Genomic DNA, 19,692 nt, shown 5'->3' with positions numbered 1-19,692 from the left:
CTCACTTGCGGATCGCCGGTGCCGGCGACCCTGTGATCAGCTCGTGCATCGCTGCGGCCGCTGCCGTCGCGACGGCGGCAGAGGTCACGGTGTCGTCGCCGACGAACCGCAGCCACGCCCCGGCATCGTGCGGCAGCACGCTGACGCCCGCACGCGCGGCTTCATCGGGCGAATCGGCGAGCACGGTGCCGACAGCGTCGTGCAGCGCGTCGGCGACCTCGCGTGCGGGTACCCGTGAGGTCACGACATACAGGCTCGAGACGACGTCGCGTCCCCCCAGCACGGCGGGGCCGCCGACCCGCCCGCCTCGTGGCACCAGACGCACGCGATCGAACGCGACGGGAGTGGCAGACGGGCCGGGCCGCGTCACCTCGAGGTCGCTCGCGAGCACGGCGTACGCGTGGCGTTCGCCCCGGCTGAGCCGGCCCGCATAGATCGTCTCGCCCACGATCAAGGTCGCGTCCGGATGGACCGTCGCGGCCGTGCGCTGGTAGAAGCGCGCATCGATGTAGGGGATGAGCGGGTCGGGCAGGTACTCGACGTACGCACCCTCGCCGACCTCCAGATTCACCAGCGATGTCGCGTAGCCCGACTCCATCCGATACACCTTGGTGTGCGCTTGCGTCGTCACGTGGGCCGACGTGCCGGGCCCGAACACGAGGTCGGTGCGGTGGCGATCGTTGTGCAGGATGCCGCCGCCCGCCGTCATCAAGTAGGTGTACGGCATGTCGGGCCGGGCCGGGTTGTAGTACAGCGGCTGCATGATCTGCAGCGGAGACTTCTGGAAGTGGCCTACAAGCTCGGTGCGACGTGCGTCACCGTCGCCGCGCAGCGCGAAGTCGAGCTCGAGGATGCCCACCTTGCCGGGACTGCCGACGGGAAGCGTGTGGGCTTCGGTGCCGTAGCGTGCCACCTCCGACGGAACGTGCGCGGGCTCGAAATGCGCGGGCTGCAGTCGAGGACCTCCGTACAGCGCCGGCACGGCCGTGACGACGGCCGGATCGGTGGACGCGCCGGAGTCCTGCGCCGGAGCCGGGACGCCGGCATCCGTCGCGGTCAGCACCGGCGCATCCGCACTCACGCGACCAGCTCGCTCCTCGATGCGTGCCACACCGCCATGATCGTGTCGAACAGCTCGTGCACGCCCGTGCCGTCGAGCGAGTTCGTGAGCACGACCGGCTTGCCGCCGCGCACCAGATGGGCGTCACGCTCCATGACGCCGAGATCGGTCCGCACGTACTGCGCGATGTCGATCTTGTTGATGACGAGGATGTCGCTCTCGGTGATGCCGGGACCGCGCTTGCGCGGCATCTTCTCCCCCTCCGACGTGTCGAGCACGAAGACGAACACGTCCGCGAGCGCCGGCGAGAAAGTGAGGGTGAGGTTGTCTCCGCCGGACTCGTAGATCAGGGTGTCGATGTCGGGGAACCGCTCGAGCATCTCCTCACCCGCCGCGAGGTTCATGGTGGGGTCGTCGCGCACTGCGGTGTGCGGGCAGGCACCGGTCTCGACGCCCACGACACGCTCAGGATCCAGGATGCCCGCGAGCTCGCGCCGCACGTGCTGCGCGTCCTCCTGGGTGTAGATGTCGTTCGTGATGACGCCGGGCGTCCGGCCCGCCGCCAGGAAGATGGGCACGAGGGCTTCGGTGAGTGCCGTCTTGCCCGAGCCGACGGGCCCGCCGATACCGACCCGCAGAACCTTGTCGCTCATGTCGCGATGCTTCCTCTCTTAAGGACGCCGGCGGTGCGCCGGCGTCGATCAGCTGGTGAAAAGGCGCGCCTCGGCGCGTTCGTGGCCCGCCGACATGATGTCGGCGACGGGAGCGAAACCGCCGATGTCGTGCAATGGCCGCGCGATCGCGTCGCGGGTGACCGCCTCGATGACCGGCTGCGCGTGGCGCAGCAGCACCTGTGCTCCGCGGTGATCGGTGAGCCGCAGTCGCAGCGCGGCTCCGACGAAGCTCACCGCGAACGCGAAGAGGTCGGATGCCACGGCCTCCGCGATCGGCACGCGCGTGGCCGCGTAGCAGACAGCCGTGACCACCGGCTGGCACCCGGGCGACTCCTTCGCCTTCACGCGCTTCGCCCACGTCGCGATGTCGTCCGCGCCCGGACCATCTGCGAACGCCTCGCTCGCGATGTCTGCCAGCTGGCGGCCGCTGCGCGTGCTGGCCACGCGCAGCTCGGAATTGAGCTTGGAGGCGAACAGGATCCCGTCGACCTCGGCGACGGCATCCCAATCCCGTGCGCCGGCCGCCTCGTGTGCGCGCGCGAGGGCGGTGGCGTCGCCCGGCCCCACGGCCGACATGAGCAGGTCCGCGAGCAGGTCACCGACGCCGGCCGGACGGACCAGCCCTTGCTGGTGGAACCCCTCGAGTCCGTGCGACATCGTGTAGAAGCCGCTCGGGAACGCCGAGTCGCTCAGCTGCAGGCTCACCAGCAGCCGGGCGACCGGCGAATCCGCGTGCGCTCGCGTCATGCGGTCAGACCAGGAAGAACAGCTGCGTCAGCGGCAGCGACTGGGCCGGCTCGATGTGCGCGGGCTCACCGTCGACGGTGACCTTGTACGTCTCAGGATCGACCTCGATGACCGGCGCGGCGCTGTTGCGCACCATGTCGTCCTTTCCGATCGAGCGCGTTCCGGTCACCGGCAGGATGCGGCTCTTCAGGCCCAGCTGCTCGGGGACGCCCTTCTGGATCGAGGCCTTCGAGACGAACGTCGCGCGCGTGTGGTGCAGCGTCTGACCGAGCGCGCCGAACATCGGCCGGAAGTACACCGGCTGCGGCGTCGGCAGCGACGCGTTCGGATCGCCCATGAGTGCCCAGTTGATGAGCCCCCCCTTGATCACCATCTTCGGCTTGGCGCCGAACGTGTCGATCGGCCACAGCACGATGTCGGCCATCTTGCCCGGCTCGAGCGAGCCCACGTAGTCGGAGATGCCGTGCGTGATCGCCGGGTTGATGGTGACCTTGGCGAGGTAGCGCAGAACCCGGAAGTTGTCGTTGCCCTCGGCGTCCTCGGGGAGCTTGCCGCGCTTGTCCTTGCAGTGGTGCGCGGTCTGGAAGGCGCGGGTGACGGACTCGCCGATGCGTCCCATGGCCTGCGAGTCCGACGAGAACATCGAGATGATGCCGAGGTCGTGCAGCACCGTCTCGGCCGAGATCGTCTCGGCCCGCACGCGCGAGTCGGCGAAGGCGACGTCTTCGGGGCTGTCGTACGACAGGTGGTGGCACACCATCACCATGTCGAGCAGCTCGTCGATGGAATTGACCGTGTACGGCAGGGTGGGGTTGGTCGAGGAGGGCAGCACGTTGCTCTGACCGGCCATCTTGATGATGTCGGGGGCGTGCCCGCCGCCCGCGCCCTCGGTGTGGAAGGTGTGGATCGTGCGCCCGTCGATCGCCGAGATGGTGTCTTCGACGAAGCCGGCCTCGTTGAGGCTGTCGGTGTGGATCGCGACCTGGACGTCGTACTCGTCGGCCACGCGCAGCGCCTGGTCGAGCGCGGCCGGCGTGCTCCCCCAGTCCTCGTGCACCTTCAGCCCGCCGGCGCCAGCTTCGATCTGCTCGATCAGCGCCTCCGGGAGCGATCCGTTGCCCTTGCCGTGGATGCCGACGTTGACCGGCAGCTCGTCCCAGGCCTGCAGCATCCGGTGGATGTTCCACGCTCCGGGCGTGCACGTCGTGCCGTTCGTGCCGTCGGTCGGGCCGGTGCCGCCGCCGAAGAGCGTCGTTATGCCGTTCGACAGCGCCGCGTACGCCTGCTGCGGTGAGATGAAGTGCACGTGAGGATCCATGGCGCCGGCCGTGGCGATGAGGTGCTCGCCCGCGATGACCTCGGTGCCCGGGCCGACGAGGAGCCTGGGATCGACGCCGTGCTGGGTCTGCGGGTTGCCGGACTTGCCGATGCCGACGATGAGGCCGTCTTTGACGCCGATGTCGGCCTTGACGATGCCGATGATCGGGTCCATCACGACCGCGTTGGTGATGACGAGGTCGAGCGCGCCCTGCGTCTGGCTGGCGAGAGGATCGGCGCCCATGCCGTCGCGGGCGGACTTGCCACCGCCGTAGACGATCTCGTCGCCGTAGCTGTCGGCGGCGTAGTCCTTCTCGATCTCGATCACGAGATTCGTGTCGGCGAGCCGGACCTTGTCGCCGACTGTCGGCCCGAACAGGTCGGTGTACTGCTTGCGAGGGATGACGGCCATTTCAGCTGCTCGCCTTCTTCGTGTCGGATTCGGTCCCCACGGCCGGCGCGCTGGTCGGCTCGCCGTTCTCGAAACCGCGCTCGGTCAGCAGGCGCAGCGCCGAGGCGCGGGTCTGCGCGGAGTCGAGCCCGCCGTTGACCAGACCGTTGAAGCCGACCACCCGTCGCGCGCCGGCGAAGTCGACGAGGGTCACCTCCTTGGTCTCGCCCGGCTCGAACCGCACGCCCGTGCCGGCGGGGATGTCGAGATGCATCCCCCACGCCTGCTCGCGGGAGAACCGCATCGCGGGGTTGACCTCGAAGAAGTGGAAGTGCGAGCCCACCTGCACCGGCCGGTCGCCGGTGTTGGTGACCCGCAGCGTGACCGACGCGCGTCCGCGGTTGATCTCGATCGCTTCGTCGCCGTGCAGATACTTCGGTCTTCTGCTGACCATGATGTTCCTTCTTCCGGCTGCCGATTCAGTGCTGAAGCTGGTGATGCTCGTGCGGATGGCCGTGGGCGTGCGTCGTGCCGTCGGCGTGGGTGTGAGGGTGGGGATGGGGATGTGAGTGGCCGTGCCCCTGGCTCTCTTCGAAAGCGTGGGAGTGCGCGTAACCGTGACCGTGGTCGGCGGCAAGGCCCTGGTCGATGCCGTCGCCGCCCGCGGCGAGCGCGGTCAGCGCATCGCGGACGCGGGTGTGCACAACGCGCCGCACGGCGCTGTGGCTCATGAGCGGAGCGAGGTCTTCGGCATCCGTCACCGGCAGGCTCGCTGCGAAGCCGGCCGGAACCGCGGCGACGCGCGTCGCACCGAGCCGGCGCAGCCGCTGCACCGCACCCGACAGCGCGTCGGCGTCGTCGGCGATCGCGACGGCGACCTCGGGGAGCGACCCGTGCGCAGCGACCAGGTAGGCGATGCGGTGCAGTTCGGCCTCGTCGAACGTGTTCGAATGAGGCGCCACGATCAGCAGCGCCGTGCCGGCGTCGGTCGCCCGGGCACGGTTGGCAGCAGTGCGCAGCCAGGCGATGAGGTGGTCGGGCTGGCCGAACGGCGCCGCGAGCGACAGACGACCCGGATGCCGCGGCGCGAGCCACTTGAGCGTCTTCGCGGTGTCGGCGACCATCGTCGGGTTGCGGCCGAAAGTCATCGGCAGCACGACGACGGTCTCGCCGTCGTCGAGGAACGCCGTGAGGGCGTTGTGCAGTCCCCGGCCGGGCGCCGCCACGCTCACGCGCTCGTCGACGTCGTCGAACCGGGCGAGGTCGGCGCCGTCGGAACTCTCATGCCCGCCGACGAGGACCACGCGCACGGCAGCGCCTGGGCCCACCGCTCAGCCGCCGATCGGGTCGTGGCACGACACGAGCTTCGTGCCGTCCGGGAAGGTGGCCTCCACCTGCAGCAGCGTGATGCGCTCGCGCACACCGTCCATGCATTCGTCGACCGTGACGATGGTCTTGCCGAGCTCCATGCACTCCGCGACGGTCTTGCCGTCGCGCGCGCCCTCGAGGATCGCCTCGGTCACGAGCGCCTGCGCTTCGCTCACGTTCAGCTTCGTGCCGCGATCCCTCCGGCGCCGCGCGAGCTCCGCGACCTGATAGACCAGCAGTTTGTCGATCTCGCGCGGAGACAGATCCATGTCAACTCCTGCATCATGGGTCCCGACCACCCCGAGCGGGACTCCCCACGAGTCATACTGGCATGGCCGCTGCATGTCTGGCGAGGCATGGACCGCAAGTTTTTTGCGCGTTCACCTGGACTCCGCGACCTGCGCGGCGGGATGGACCGTCGTCATCGCCGCCACCGTCCCCGGCCTGATGGCCTCGATGAGCGACAGCAGCGCCTGATTCAGCCGCACCAGGAGGAGCACGCTGCGATGCCCGGCGTCGGAGGTGTCGGGCCCGGAGACATCGAGCTGCTCGGCTTGCTGGAGCCGCAGCGGGAGCTCCCCCGACAGCACCGCCTCGACGGCGGCGAAGTTGTCGGACGTCGCGAGCGCAAGCCGAGGCAGGTCGACACCCTCGAGCGCATGCGTGTCGAGATCCCGCAGTTCCGCCGACGCGCGGCGCTCGTAGTACAGCACCGACCACAGCGCGGTCAACTGGGCCTCGATGCCGCGGCGGCGCAGCGAGCCCGGGTTGCGCCGCACCGGCCGGGCGAGCGCCTCGAGTGCGGTGAGATCTGCGACAGCGCCCTGTATGCGGGCGCCGAAGTCGCCCCGCGCCAGTGTGCCGTCGGCGCCTCTCGCGAACAGCTCATCCGCCACCGAGCGGGCGGCGCCCACGACGTCGACCATGCCCGCACGCAGCCGGACCCTGGTGCGAGTGGGAAGGATGACGGCCGAGACCACGACCGCGACGACCGCTCCGATGGCCGTCTCGACGACGCGCACCTGGATGGTCTCGACGCTCAGCGTGCCGAGCACGTCGTACATCGTCGCCAGCAGCATCGTCTGCCAGAACACCGTCCACACCGACGCGATCGGCCGCAGGAACGCGATGAAGAAGGCGCTTGCGATCAGGAGCGGGAAGGCGACCGCCGGGGAATGGCCGGCGAGGATCGCGAGCCCGAACGCGACGGTCGCGCCGGCGAGCGTGGCCAGCACCCGCTGCAGGGCCTTCGTCCTGGTCTCGCCATCCGAACCGCTCAGCACCGAGAACGCCGGCATGGCTGCCCAGTACTGATGGATCGTCGACACGAAGCTTCCCAACAGCAGGGCGAGCCCGGTGGAGATGCCTGCCTGGACCGCCAGCCGTCCGGACGCGGCGGCCGGCGTCCTCTCGCCCGCGGTCGTCAGAGCACCGGCTGCGGCGGCCGCGGCATCCGGGAACTCGCTGCGGTGGTCGATGGCGGCATCCGCATGCTCGCGCACGTCCTGGAGCCGGTCGACAGCACCTCGCAGCTCGGCGATCGCCGCACGGGTGCGACGGGCGTCGGCCGGCCAGCCGGCCGACGGTGGCGCGTCGGCCATAGGCGGAGGGGGCGAGGCCGGTGACGCGTCATGGCCAGGGCGAGGCAGGTACGAGGCGACGTGAGTCTGTGCGTCGGCGAGCTCGGCCGAAAGGGTCGCCCGCTGATCGATCGTGAGCGCGACGCCGCCGACGACCGGGACGAGCGCGGCGAGGTTCTCGGCCGCGAGCTGCACGTCGAAGATCCTCACGCGCAGGGCCAGCGCGCGGTCGGCCGATAGGCCGGGAGTGACCGCGCCGTCGAGGCGGCCGGCGGTCACTTCGGCCGCCGCCTGCAGCGACGCGAGCTCGTGCCGCAGGATGCGCACGAGCCGTGGGTCGCCCCGGCCCGACGACACGAGGTCGAGCATCGTGCTCAGAAGCGACCCGGTGCGCTCGCTGACAGCGGCGATGCCACTGGTCAACCGGCGATGCAGCGATGGTCCCGGCAGCAGGTTCGCCGCCCAGCTGCACACCAGGCCGACTCCCGCCGCGACGAGCCCTGCCCACAGGTTGGCGGTGCCGAGCCCGAGCATCAGGCTGAAGTAGAACGCGATGAACCCGAGCTGCCCGAGGCCACCGGCACGGGTTCCGTACCGTCGCAGCCACACGGCGGCTGCCGCGACAAGGGCGATCGCGATCACCGTCACGACGGGGTCGCGCGGCAACAAGGAACCCAACGCCACGCCGACCGCCGTCGGCACGATCGCGACGATCCCGAGCCAGCGGCGTGTGCCCGCCGGCGCGCCGACCGCGGCAGGAGACGCGAACAGCGCGATCAGCCCCGCGAGCACCGCCCCGTACACGGGCTTGGACCCGGTCAGCTGCGCGAGCGGGACGATGACGGCGACGGCCACGGCGACCGCCGCCAGGGTCCGTGCGGCGCCGCTCAGTCGTACGAAGCCCGGGTCGACGAACAGCGCACGCCGTCGCATCCACGACGAGAGGCGCCGCCGCGGCGACGGTTCCCGCACACGGGTGGCCGGCGCGACGTCCGCGGGCAGCAGCTCGTACGCGCCGTCGACCGCCTCGGTCCTGCGGTAGATCGGCTGGTAGTCGAGGTCGCGCGCCACCGCCGCCAGCAGCGCCTGCGCCTGGAACTCGAACGGCAGCCAGGCTGTGTAACGCTGGTGCGCATCGGCACGATCGATCGCGGCATCCGATCGCGTCAACTGCGCCATGCGCCGGTCCACCGTCAGGAAGCGCACGACCCAGGGGTCGAGGTGCGCGCTCGTGCCCGGCGCCGAGAAGGCGTCGACGATCCGGTCGAACTCCGGCCGCGGGACCGGCGCGGGGGTCGGCTCGGGCGACAGCCGCAGCGCCTGCTCCAGGCGCACGCGGAAGTCCTCGAACACGTCCGTGAGCCGCACGACGCCGGGCTCGGTGGACGGTTCGCTGCCCGTCGGGAGCCCCCACCGCAGCGAACCGATGATTCCGGAGGTCATGTAGAGCGAGAACGGGAGCGAGAACTGGTCGCGCCCGCTCTGGAAGTAGTAGGCCGCCCGGTTCTGCGCCAGCCCGTCGGCGTAGGCGTTGAGCGATCCGAGGATCGAATCCAGCTGCAGTTCGAGTCCACGCGCGCGTCCGTCCGAGAAGTACGGCGTGAGCGGTTCGATCGGGTCGGTGATTCCCCGGCCCGCGCGGAAGAAGTTGGCCGACAGCGACTGCAGGGACTGGATCACACCGTAGACGCTGCCGAGGAACGTGATGATGAACGAGAGCATCACCACGGCCATCATCGCCTCGGCCACCGTGATCAGGTTCATCCACGCGACGCTCGGCCCGATGTTGTCCACGCCGACCGTCGCGAACTGCCCGAGGCTGAGATAGAGCGCACCGAGGAAGTCGGGTGCGACTCCCGTCGATGTCGTGACCGCGCCGCTGATGCCCATCGCCCCGAGATAGACGAACGCGAATCCGAAGACGACTCCCGCCACCCACCACAGGATCGTGACGAGAATCAGGATGCCGGTGACCTGGCGCAGCACCAGCGGGCGCCATCTGCGTCCCACCCGCCTGGTCACTGCACGCAGCAGCACCCACTGGGCGCGCACGAGGCGGTCGACGAACACGCCGGACTGGTCGTAGTTGAGCACCGCGAGGAAAGCATCGAGGAGCGTGACACCCAGCAGCAGCACCCCGACGACAATCCACACGACGTCCATGGCGCATACCCTAGCGGCGCCACTAGCATGAACGCGGGCGCATACGACCTTGGGGGGCCACGCCATGAGCGCGACGATCGCGACTACTGAGTCCACGCACGTCCGGGAGCGGGTGGCCCGGATCTGGTTCGGCACGATCGCGGTGGTGGTCGCGATAGCCCTGATCATCCAGATCGTCCTGATCCTGACGGGTGGTCAGGACGCCAACTCCGGTACGAACGCCACTGGACCCATCGGCACGCGCCTGGTGCGCCTGTTCAGCTTCTTCACGATCCAGAGCAACCTCTTCGTGCTCGGCACGTCGATCGCGCTGGCGCTCAACATCTTCCGCGACGGCAAGCTCTGGCGCGTGCTGCGCTTCGATGCCCTGCTCGGCATCATCATCACCGGGCTCGTCTACGAGACGGTGCTGGCACGTCTCGTGCATCCTGAAGGGTGGGCGCTGGCTGCGACGATCGGCTTCCACTACATCTCGCCCTGGGCGACGTTGATCGGCTGGCTCATCTTCGGACCCCGCCCGCGCATGACGTGGTCGACCACCGCGTACGCGTTCATCTGGCCGCTGCTGTGGCTCGTGTACACGTTCGTCCACGGCGCCGTCACCGGGTGGTACCCGTACCCGTTCCTCGACGTCACGACGATCGGCTTCGCGGAGTCGGTCCGCAACTCGGCGATCGTCCTGGTGATCGGCATCATGATCGCGGTCGTGCTGACGTTCCTCGACCACCACCTGCCCTCGCTGGTGCGCGACCGAGACGCCGCGCCGCGATCGAAGGACGCTCCCAGCCTCCGCTGACGCGGGACCCGATCCGGTCAGCTCCCTGTCTCGACCGCGCTCAGGGCAGCCGCCCCTGGGCGAACTCGGCGAACTCGGCGAGTGCGCGACGCGCCTCGGGAAGCACGGCATTCCACAGCGGGAAGGCGTGGATCATCCGCGGGAACACGTGCAGCCGGACGTCCGCTCCGGCGAGCGCCGCGGCACGGACGAGCCGGACCGAGTCGTCGAGCAGTGTCTCGTCGGTGCCCACGTGCACCAGCGTCGGCGGCAGCCCGGCGAGGTCTGCGAACAGCGGAGACACCCGGGGATCGTCTCTTCGGACATCGGCCGGCACATATGCCGTCGCGAGCTCCTCGAGGTACGCGCGATGCAGCAGGGGGTCCACCGCGTCGTTGTCATCGATCGACGCGCCCGAGATGGTCAGGTCCGTCCATGGAGACACGAGCCACAGCCCGGCCGGTCCGGCTCGGCCCTCGCGATGCAGCCGTTGCCAGAGCGCGAGGCTCAACCCGCCCCCGGCGCTGTCTCCGCCGACGATGATCTCCTCCGGCCGGTGGCCCTCTGCCAGAAGCCACTCCCAGGCCGTCGCCGCGTCGTCGATCGCGGCCGGGAACGGATGCTCCGGTGCGAGGCGGTAGTCCACTGCCAGTGCCGGCAGACCGGACGCTCGCCCAGCCTCCGCCGCCATCGTCCGATGGCTGACGAGGGAGCCTGAGCAGTAGCCCCCGCCATGCAGGAACAGCAGCACCCCCGCCGTTCCGGCGGCCGGCGAACGCGACCATTCCGCGGGCACACCCCCCGCGTCGACCGTCTCGAGTTCGATGTCGTCGGCGAGCGGCCATGCCCCGCCTACCTCGGTGATCCGGGCCCGGCGCTCCACCCATCCGACGGGACGTGCCTTCGCGCCGAGCATTGCCCGCACGGCGTCGATGCCGTCGTCCTCGATGGGTGCCATGAGCGCGAGGCTAGCGAGCTTCTCGCACGCCGGCCATCCCCGGCGGATCAGCGATCAGACTTCTGCCACCTCGAGCGTGGCACCGCTAATCTCCGCTCCCTCGCGTTCACGGCGACCCGCCGCCACGTAGCCCCACAGGAACACGAAGCCGACGAGCGGCAGGAGGATGTCGGTGTACAGGATGCTGCCCGCGTTGCCCTGCGCCTGGTTGCCGGCCGTCGCGATCTGGTAGATGTGCCCGCCCGCGGCGCCCCACAGGAACAGTGCAGGCCCGAGGAGGGCGGCGAGCTTGACCATCCAGCCTTGCCGATGAGGGAAGGCCAGGAAGCCGACGGCGGCGAATCCCAGGCTCGCGAACGCGACTTCGAGCTGGAAGGGACTCTGATCCCACCCGATGATCTCGGCCGTGAAGTCGCCGAACACGCTGTGCATGACGAAGTTGTAGAGGTAGCTGATTCCCACCGACAGCAGGAGGAAGTGGTTGAGAAGCTTCTCCCACACGTCCACGGCTGTCAGCCTGCCGTGGCGGCGCCGGGTGCGCAGCATCCCGATTCCCGCCGTCAGCAGTCCGAGCAGGAACAGCGTGACGGTGAAGTTCGACAGCACGAGCGTGATGGCGCCCTCGATGACGGCTTGCATGGACGTTCCTTCCCGACAGCTCCCCCGGCGCGATGCGTGTCGCGATTGCACTGTACTGGGCCCGCCGCAGCGACGCGCGTGTTTCCGCCGCCTAGAAGCCGATCCGTGTCAGCACCTGAGCCGCCGCGGCCAGCGCGTCCTGCGGTGAAGCGTCGTCGCTGCCCCGCGCGGCGCGCCAGGACTCCTCGATCTCGACGATGCGCCGCCGCAGGACCGCCTCGTCGGGCTCGACGCCGCGGTCGATCGCGTCGGCGAGCCAGTCGCCCCATGCGCTCCACCGTGGCACGTAGAGGTCGCGGACGAGCCCTGCCCAGTGCCGGCCCGAATAGTCGTGCAGGCCGCTCGTCTGGTGGCCCCACACCGAGACCAGGCTCCGCGCGTCGCGCTCCATGACGTCTTGTTCGCCCTGCGTGTCGCCCCACGAGCGCGCCGTCGAGATCCAGGTCGAGACGCGGGAGTCGGCACGCGTTGCCACGAGGGCATCGAGTGCGAGCAGGTCGGCGCGCAGGCGCTCCGCATGATCGCGCACTGCGTCTGCGTCGCGGGCCGCGTACCCGGCGAGGATCGCGCGGATGTGCTGCCGCGTCTGCTGTGCGAGCACGTGTCCGGCGAGTTCGACGACGTCGCGCTCGAGCGCCTCTCGCTGCGGTGCACGGTCGCCGAGTCCGATCAGAAGGCGAGCCGCGCGGGCGATCGCCGGCAGGTCGCCGAGCACCGCGGGGTCGTTCTCGGCATCGATGTTCGCCGACATCCGGGCCGGCTCGGGCAGCGCTTCGCCGGCCAGCCGCTGGCCGGCGAAGGGAGCGGCGGCACTCCACGGCCGGGCGATGACCGGCGAGGGGATCGAGCGGGTGCGCCCGGGACCGTAGAGCGTGTCGCCGAGGAGGCGCCACGCCTCACGGGCATCGTCGTCGTCGAGCCCATAGCGCTGCCGGGCGAAGTCCGCGAGCCAGGCGTCGGCGTCGAGCGGACCCCACACCAGGTCGGCGGCGACCTCGTAGAAGACGGTGTTGTTCTCGATGGCCTCGGGCGCGAGGCCGACGCCCTCGAGGCGCTCCGGCCGCAGCTCGGTCAGTTCCGACACGTCGCGTACGAGCCCTCGCACGTCGCCGAAGAGCGCGAAGCGCCCGCCGAAGTTGTGCACGGCCGTCCAGATCCAGCGCCGCCCGTGCATGCCCTCGCGCCACATCGGCGCGTGCTCGCCCCACAGGTCGATCAGCAACAACCGGTCGTGCGGCACCTCGGAGAGGTAGGCGGCGACGCGCTCGGGCGTCCAGAACGCGCGGTGGTAGTGGAAGGGCCAGCCCTGCAGCAGCCACGTCGCGGTCGGGTGCACCGCTGCGAGCGCCCGATGGATGCCGCGGCCCGCAGCCGCGAGCGCGGCGGGCTCGCCGGATGGCGGAAGCGACTCGATGTACGGATCGACGGCGAAGACCGCGTCGGGTCCGGGGTCGCCGAGCAGCTCGCGCTGGACCTCGAGGAAGGTCCGCAGCAGTGCTGCGTACTCCGCCGACGACGGGTCGAGCATGGGAGTGCGCCACCCCTGCCACTCGATGTCGACGGCATCCGCGCCGGCGATCGCGGCGGGGACGTGCCCGCCCGTCGCGGGGAGGACCGGCGTCATGCCGAACTCGCGTGCCCGCGCGAGGATCCTCCGGGCCAGGTCGATTCGGCGCTCCGCCCAGCGCGCCGGGAGTGGTCCGCCGAAGCCGTGCATGCCGCCCATCGACATCCACGGGACGTGCGGCGCGCCGCCGATCCATGCTGCGGCCTCGTTCTCGTCGACGCCCTCGCGCCGCAGCGTCTCGTGCAGCACGACTTCGTACGCGGTGAGCACGAGCGGATGCGTCACGCCGTGCAGCGCCATCCAGTCCAGCTCTCGCTCCCACCGCTCCCAGTCCCAGAAGGGCGTCGAGTACCCGTGCGTCACCACGTTCAGGTGGTATCGGATCGCAAATGGCGTGCGCAGGGTCGTCTTCGGGGCATCGGGCCACCGATCCCACGCCGGCTCGAGCCTCGGCGACTCCCATGTGATGCGGCGGCCATGGGAGCGCAGATACGCGGCCAGCGTGCTCGCGGCGGCGACGAGGTCCGTCCCCTTCACCGTGAGGATCCCGCCGGATGCTTCGAACGCGCCGGTGGCCGCGGCATCCGTCCCGCTCTCGCGCGGCTCGATCCGTACGGTCGTCGCATCACCGCCCATCCGCATGATGAGGCCGCGCAGCTCGTCGGCGAAGGCGGGCTCGGTCATGGCGCAGACGGCCTCTCGTGGGCGGGGACGGGCGCGCCGGCGATGCCGAGCTGTGCGACCCACGCCGCGAAGTCGATGCGCCCGGACGTCAGCCGGGACTCCTCCGCCGCGAAGGCGATGAGGTGGCTGTCGAGCGCGGTCTCGAACGACAGCTCTCCCTCGCCCACCGTGCCGTCGCGCAGCGCGTCGACGAACTCCGACATCAGGGCGGCGTCGCCGCCTGCGTGACCCGCGTGATCGCCGAGGTCGGCGTTGGGCATGAGCACGCGCATCGTGTGACGCTCGTGGTTCATCGGCGGCTTCACTTCGACGTCGTGCGCGGCCAGCGGCAGCCCGTCGGGCAGCGATGCCGTGGGAGAGAACAGGTCCACCACGATCTCGCCGCTCTCCATGTGGCCCGTCAGCTGCCCCGCCGAGCCCGTGATCGTGACGTTGCGCGTGTTCTCGGCGGTGAACGCCGACGCGGTGAGCGTCGCCGTCACACCGCCGGGGAACATCATCGAGGTCTGCTGGTGGTCGGCCACGTCGTTGTCGCTGCGGAAGACGCAGCGCCCGTAGTCCCCCGTCCGCAGCGCGGCGAGCCGGCCGCTCGGCGAGGTGTCGGCACCGAGGAGATGCACCGGATGGCCCGTGACATCGGCGAGGGCGTCGACGTAGTAGCGCGGTGCGAAGAACGGGCAGCTGGCGGCGACCGGGCATCCGTCGAGGCAGAACTCCGGTGCGCCAGGAGGGGCGTTCTCGGAGCGGAACCAGGTCAGCTCGCCGATGCTGTACACGCTCTCCGGTGCGGCACCGGCGATCCAGCGGATGAGGTCGAGGTCGTGCGACGTCTTGGTCAGCACCATCGCGCTCGAGGTGGCGGTCTTGCGCCAGTTGCCCCGCACATACGAGTGGGCGAAGTGCCAGAATCCGATGTTCTCGCGCACTTCGATCGTCATGGTGCGACCGATCGCACCCGAGTCGACGATGCGCTTGACGGAGCGCCAGAACGGCGTGAACCGCAGCACATGTCCGACGGCCAGGCGCGAGGACGTGCGGCGCGCGTGCCCGGCCAGTCGTGCCAGCTCGGGAAGAGTCGGCGCGGCCGGCTTCTCGAGCAGGAACGGGACGCCCGCGTCGGCGACGGCCGTCGCGACGTCGACGTGCAGCGCATCCGGCACGGCGATGATCACACCGTCTGCGGCGAGCGCGCCCAGGTCGGCGACGGCGTCTCGCCAGTCGCCGTATTCCGCGGCGCCGCCCGCTTCCGCCGCCAGCGCCGATCGGCGCACCGGCGAGACATCGGCCACCGCGACGATCGTCGCGCGGCCAGGGTGCTCGATCGCCCAGCGGCCGTAGGCGTCGCGGCCTCGTCCGCCCGCGCCGATCACGACGAGGCGCTGCGGTCGGGTCATTTCTCGGCTCCTGCGGTGAGTCCGTCGACGAGGTAGCGCTGCGCGAAGAAGAACAGCACGACGACCGGCGCGGTGACGGCGAGCGCGCCGGCCAGCAGCACGGTCACGGGGACGTTGAAGTCGGCCAGCTGTGAGATGCCCAGCGGCGCTGTCCACAGCGCCCGGTCCTGCACGAGGAACAGCAGGGCGTAGAAGTACTCGTTCCACGCGATCATGAAGACGTAGACCGCCGTGGCGACAACGCCCGGAAGCGCGATCGGAAGGACGACACGACTCAGCATCTGCCACAGCGACGCGCCGTCGACGATCGCGGCCTCCTCGATGCTCTCGGGCAGCGCCTGGAAATAGTTGCGCAACATGTAGATCGCCACCGGCACGGTCGTCGCGACGTAGACCAGGAGCAATCCGATCAGCGATCCGGTCAAGCCCGCTTTCGCCAGCAGCACGAACAGCGGCACCGACAGCACGATGCCGGGGAACAGGTAGACGCCCAGGATGATCGCGTTGACGACCCCGCGGCCGAGATAGCGGAGCCGGGCGGCGGCGTATGCGCCGAGGATCGACACCAGGATCGACAGCACGATGGTGCACAGTGCCACGATCAGCGAGTTGATGACGAAGCGGCCCAGGCCGAACCCGCCTTGATCGGGATCGAGCATCGCCGTGGTGTACGCCGAGAAGTCGATCTCGCCCAGCGACGGGAGCAGGTTCAACGGCTCCTGAACGATCGCATTGAACGGGCGCAACGACAGCAGGAAGCCGTACAGCACGGGGCCGAGCGCGAAGATCAACGCGAGCGCGATGAAGACGAACCGCCCCGCGGTGGCCATCGGATGGGGTGTGAGCGAGGATCGGCGACGACTCATTCGACATCCACCCTTCTCCGCGAGAGCGCGACGTAGACGGCCAGCAACGAGATCAGGACGACCGACATGAGCAGGCCGTACGCGGCCGCGCTGCCGATATCGGCGCGCGTGACGAGCTCCGTGTAGACCTTCAGCGCCATGACCTGGGTGCCGCCGGCGCCCTCGGTGAGCAGGTACACCTCGCTGAAGCTCTGGAAGGTCCAGATGAAGCGCAGCAGGCACAAGAGCAGGATCACGCCCTTCAGCTGCGGCATGACGATGCGGCCGAGGATCTGGAACCCGTTGGCTCCGTCCAGTGCTGCGGCCTCCTCGATGCTCGGCGCCACACCCTGCAGCCGAGCGGTGATGAACAGGAACGACAGCGGTGCCGAGGTCCAGATCTCGAACACCACGACGACCAGCAGCGACAGCGGCACCGGGATGCCCCACACGTTTGCGGTCGTGGTGTTCAGGAAGCCGATCGACTGCTCCCAGCCGAGGACCTCGCGGCCGAACGCGTTGACCACGCCGTACTGCGGGTTGAGCATCGTCTGCCAGATGGTCACGGCGGCGATGATCGGCAGCACATAGGGCACCAGCAGCAGCGCGCGGACGATGCCACGGCCGCGGAAGGGACGACGCAGGGCCAGAGCGAGGGCGAGTCCCACACCGACCGATCCGATCATCGTGAGCGATGCGTAGAGGAGCGTCGTGCCGAGCGCCTGCCAGAACGACGGGTTGCCCAGCGCACGACGGAAGTTGTCGAGCGTCCATTCGATCGGCTCCGTCCCCAGACGCGGGATGTCGACCAGCCGGATCTCGCTGAAGGCGAACACCACGACGAGGATCAGAGGGATGATCGAGGCCAGCACGACGACGATGAGTGTCGGCGTCGTCAGGAGGATCCCGTTGCGGTTGTCCCGCCGGGAGCGGCTGAGAGACCGCCCCCAGCGGTGACGGGTTACGGCACTGCTCACAGGCCCGCCTGAACCTCCTCGACAGCAGCCTTCATCGCGGCTGTCACGTCGGCTGCCGGCACGCCGTTGTACAGCTGCTCGATCTGTCCGGAGAGCACGCCCTGGCTGAAGACCAGCCCCGCGAGCGTCGCGTCCGGTGTGCCCATTCCCCACAGCGAGACGGCGTTGATGCCCTCTGCCATCTGATCGACGAACTCATCGCCGTAGATCTCGACGGTGGTGCGCTCGTGGGCCGGTCCGATGCCCAGACCTCCCCACGCTTCGATGAACTCGGTCGGGTTGTCGGCGGTGCCGTTTCGCAGCGGGATGCGTCCCTCGGTCGCCACCGCAAGGGTGTCGACGTAGCCGGCGCCCAGCACGTACTCGATGTACTGCTGGGCGGCCTCGGTGTTGGCACCGGTGGGGATGCCGTAGCCGAGGATCGCCCCGTACTGCGCAGGGTCCTCCTCATCGAGCACCGTCACGAACTCGGTGTTGTCGGCCAGGAAGGTCGGAGTCTCGGCGCACTCCGGGCACGTCGCGGGCGTCGCCTCGTCGAGGCCGGCCAGCTCGTCCAGGATGTGGGTCGAGAACAGCAGCATCGCGGCATCGCCGTTCATATACGCGGCGCGGGCGCTCGTGACGTCGAAGTCACCGGCCACCGACGAGTTGCGCAGTTGCAGGAACTGCTCGGCGGCCTCGGTGCAGGCATCCGAGTCGATGACGACTTCACCGTCGGTCACGAGCTCGCACCCGGCACTCTGGAAGATCGACTGGATGCCCTCCGTCGCCGAGGCGGTGCCCGCCTGGGTACCGAAGGCGAGTCCTGTGATGCCCAGCTGCTCCTTGACGGTGGTGGCGGCGTCCGCCAGCTCGGCGATGCTGGTGGGAACCTCAACACCTGCCTGCTCCAGCAGGTCACTGCGGTACGCGATCACGTGCGTCCACCCGTCACTGGGAACCGCCGAGAGCTCACCGTCGATCGTGAGCGCGGCGATCGCGTTCTGGTTGAACGTGTCGACGCCGAGCTCGTCGACGACGGCCGTGGCCGCCTCGGTGTCGAGCAGGCCCTGCGAGGCCCACACACCGGTCTGCGGCGACGCATGCAGGATGACATCGGGCACGTCGCCGGTGGCGGAACCCGTCACCAGCGCCTGGTCTTGGTCCGCCCCCGCCATCGGGACGACCTCGACCTCGATGCCGGTCTCTTCGGTGAACGCGGCGGCGACCGCTTCCTGGGCTGCGAGTCGCTCGGGCGTCGTCTGCGGGGTCCAGAAGACCACGCTCTGGTCTTCGGCCGAAGGCTCGCCGCCGCCGCCGCCGTTCGTATCGGCGGAACAACCGGCCAGCAGGCCGAGCGCGGCTATCGCCGCGAGGGGGGCCGCGATGCGCGCGGTGGACGATCGGGTCATATGCATCACTCCTCAACTTCGTGGCGACGAACGCCGGAACGGGGGCGAGACCGGCGCAGCGTCGTCGGTGCTCTCGCGGTGCTGCGATCCTGCCCGTTTGCGATCAAACTCGATGAGATCAGGCCGGAGAATGCAACAAAGCACCTATCTCGACGCTACTCCTGAATGTATGGTGCATTGCGTGGACGACCTCGACTTGCGCATCACCGGCGCGCTGCTCGCCAATCCGCGCGCCACGAACGCGCAGATCAGCGAGGCCGTCTTCACGTCCGAGGCCACCGCCTCCCGACGAGTGGCGCGCCTGGTGCGCGACGGCACCGCGCGTGTGATCGGCGTGCTCGACGGCGAGGCGACAGGACGATCGCGGTCGCTGTTCGTACGACTGCGCTGCCGGCCCGGCGAAGCGCACCGGTCGGCGCAGCGGCTGGCGACCTGGCCGGAGTGCGGGTCCGTGAAGCTGCTGACCGGAAGCGTCGACTGCATCGCCGAGATCAGCTACACCTCGAACGACCATCTGCTGGCGATCACGCTCGAGCAGCTGCCGGCGCTCGACGGCGTGCTGGCTGTGTGGAGCAACCAGGTCATCCGGCGCTTCGCCACGCCGCACAGCTGGCTGCCCGACCTGCTGCCTCCCGACGTCGTGGAGCAGCTGCGCGCTCAGCGCCTCGACCCGTGGAGCGACCCCCTGCCCGACAGCCGCGTCAAGACCGACGCCCTCGACGAGCGCATCGCCGCCGCCCTCGCCTCCGACGGTCGGCTCGGCTGGCAGCGCCTCGGGGAGCTGTGCGATGCGAGCCCGGTCACAGTGCGGCGGCGCGCGGAGGCGATGATGTCGTCGGGCGCGCTCCGCCTGCGCACGGTGGTCGAGCCGGAACGCATCGGACTGACCGTGAACGCGTTCGTCGCGCTGAGCGTGAACCCCACGCAGCTGAGCCGCGCAGGCGAGCTGCTCGCGCAGCATCCGTCGATGCTGATGATCTCGGCGACGACCGGTGACCGCAACCTGTGCGGCGAGGTCGCGCTGCCCTCGGACGCGGCGCTGTACGGCTTCATCTCCGAGACGATCGGCGGGCTGCCCGGGCTGCAGCACGCCGACGTCGCCGTCGCGCTGCATTCACTCAAGCGGGCCGGACGCACCCGCGAGCTCGCCGCCGTCGGCTGA

General features: G+C 69.8%; 17 protein-coding genes. 2 read left to right on the top strand and 15 right to left on the bottom strand.

The features are described 5' to 3' along the window. Position 1 precedes the first annotated feature (1 nt). The 8 genes from ACLKM7_RS09035 to ACLKM7_RS09000 form a co-directional block, all read right to left on the bottom strand. A complete protein-coding gene (locus ACLKM7_RS09035; RefSeq protein ID WP_436446863.1) occupies positions 2-1,111 on the bottom strand; it encodes an urease accessory protein UreD in 1,110 nt (369 codons plus the stop codon). Continuing rightward, positions 1,078-1,713, bottom strand: a complete 636-nt coding sequence (gene ureG / locus ACLKM7_RS09030) for an urease accessory protein UreG (protein ID WP_436446862.1) — start codon at positions 1,711-1,713, stop codon at positions 1,078-1,080. The genes ACLKM7_RS09035 and ureG overlap by 34 nt, the downstream gene beginning before the upstream one ends. 48 nt (positions 1,714-1,761) lie before the next feature. Beyond that, a complete protein-coding gene (locus ACLKM7_RS09025) occupies positions 1,762-2,481 on the bottom strand; it encodes an urease accessory protein UreF (protein ID WP_436446861.1) in 720 nt (239 codons plus the stop codon). Between the two features lie 4 nt (positions 2,482-2,485). After that, entirely contained in the window at positions 2,486-4,210 is a 1,725-nt protein-coding gene (gene ureC, locus ACLKM7_RS09020; protein WP_436446860.1) for an urease subunit alpha, read from the bottom strand. A 1-nt stretch (position 4,211) separates the two neighbouring features. After that, positions 4,212-4,643, bottom strand: coding sequence for an urease subunit beta (locus ACLKM7_RS09015; RefSeq protein WP_436446859.1), 432 nt, complete (start codon positions 4,641-4,643; stop codon positions 4,212-4,214). Between the two features lie 25 nt (positions 4,644-4,668). Then, positions 4,669-5,499, bottom strand: a complete 831-nt coding sequence (locus ACLKM7_RS09010) for a hypothetical protein (protein WP_436446858.1) — start codon at positions 5,497-5,499, stop codon at positions 4,669-4,671. Positions 5,500-5,520: 21 nt separating this feature from the next. After that, complete coding sequence (locus ACLKM7_RS09005) at positions 5,521-5,826, bottom strand: urease subunit gamma (RefSeq protein WP_168913718.1); 306 nt, start codon at positions 5,824-5,826, stop codon at positions 5,521-5,523. Between the two features lie 111 nt (positions 5,827-5,937). Further along, positions 5,938-9,300 carry an FUSC family protein gene (locus ACLKM7_RS09000; RefSeq protein ID WP_436446857.1) on the bottom strand — a complete coding sequence of 1,121 codons (3,363 nt, stop codon included), beginning with the start codon at positions 9,298-9,300 and terminating at the stop codon, positions 5,938-5,940. A 64-nt stretch (positions 9,301-9,364) separates the two neighbouring features. Here ACLKM7_RS09000 and ACLKM7_RS08995 point away from each other — a divergent pair, with 64 nt between their 5' ends. Then, the gene (locus tag ACLKM7_RS08995; protein ID WP_436446856.1) at positions 9,365-10,096 is read left to right on the top strand and encodes a Pr6Pr family membrane protein; all 732 of its coding nucleotides are present in this window, start codon (positions 9,365-9,367) and stop codon (positions 10,094-10,096) included. Between the two features lie 40 nt (positions 10,097-10,136). Here the strand turns inward: ACLKM7_RS08995 and ACLKM7_RS08990 are convergent, their stop codons facing one another. The 7 genes from ACLKM7_RS08990 to ACLKM7_RS08960 form a co-directional block, all read right to left on the bottom strand. Then, positions 10,137-11,033 carry an alpha/beta hydrolase gene (locus tag ACLKM7_RS08990; RefSeq protein ID WP_436446855.1) on the bottom strand — a complete coding sequence of 299 codons (897 nt, stop codon included), beginning with the start codon at positions 11,031-11,033 and terminating at the stop codon, positions 10,137-10,139. A 54-nt stretch (positions 11,034-11,087) separates the two neighbouring features. Further along, complete coding sequence (locus ACLKM7_RS08985) at positions 11,088-11,672, bottom strand: DUF6790 family protein (RefSeq protein ID WP_436446854.1); 585 nt, start codon at positions 11,670-11,672, stop codon at positions 11,088-11,090. A 91-nt stretch (positions 11,673-11,763) separates the two neighbouring features. Next, positions 11,764-13,923 (bottom strand): alpha-N-acetylglucosaminidase TIM-barrel domain-containing protein, encoded by a 2,160-nt coding sequence (locus ACLKM7_RS08980; protein ID WP_436446853.1) that lies wholly within the window; start codon positions 13,921-13,923, stop codon positions 11,764-11,766. Continuing rightward, positions 13,920-15,317, bottom strand: a complete 1,398-nt coding sequence (locus ACLKM7_RS08975) for a Gfo/Idh/MocA family protein (protein WP_436446852.1) — start codon at positions 15,315-15,317, stop codon at positions 13,920-13,922. The genes ACLKM7_RS08980 and ACLKM7_RS08975 overlap by 4 nt, the downstream gene beginning before the upstream one ends. Then, a complete protein-coding gene (locus ACLKM7_RS08970; protein ID WP_436446851.1) occupies positions 15,314-16,183 on the bottom strand; it encodes a carbohydrate ABC transporter permease in 870 nt (289 codons plus the stop codon). The genes ACLKM7_RS08975 and ACLKM7_RS08970 overlap by 4 nt, the downstream gene beginning before the upstream one ends. Continuing rightward, positions 16,180-17,139 (bottom strand): carbohydrate ABC transporter permease, encoded by a 960-nt coding sequence (locus ACLKM7_RS08965; protein WP_436446850.1) that lies wholly within the window; start codon positions 17,137-17,139, stop codon positions 16,180-16,182. Before ACLKM7_RS08965 ends, ACLKM7_RS08970 begins: the two co-directional genes overlap by 4 nt. Further along, entirely contained in the window at positions 17,136-18,530 is a 1,395-nt protein-coding gene (locus ACLKM7_RS08960) for an ABC transporter substrate-binding protein (protein ID WP_436446849.1), read from the bottom strand. The genes ACLKM7_RS08965 and ACLKM7_RS08960 overlap by 4 nt, the downstream gene beginning before the upstream one ends. A gap of 181 nt (positions 18,531-18,711) precedes the next feature. On the opposite strand from ACLKM7_RS08960, the gene ACLKM7_RS08955 reads away from it, so the two are divergent. After that, positions 18,712-19,692 carry an Lrp/AsnC family transcriptional regulator gene (locus ACLKM7_RS08955; protein WP_436446848.1) on the top strand — a complete coding sequence of 327 codons (981 nt, stop codon included), beginning with the start codon at positions 18,712-18,714 and terminating at the stop codon, positions 19,690-19,692.

Origin of the sequence: Microbacterium sp. I2, assembly GCF_051364985.1 — a bacterium.
In the GTDB taxonomy this organism is placed as follows: Bacteria; Actinomycetota; Actinomycetes; order Actinomycetales; family Microbacteriaceae; genus Microbacterium.
The sequence above is the reverse complement of the archived record's forward strand: the minus strand, read 5'-3'. Positions and strand labels throughout refer to the sequence as shown.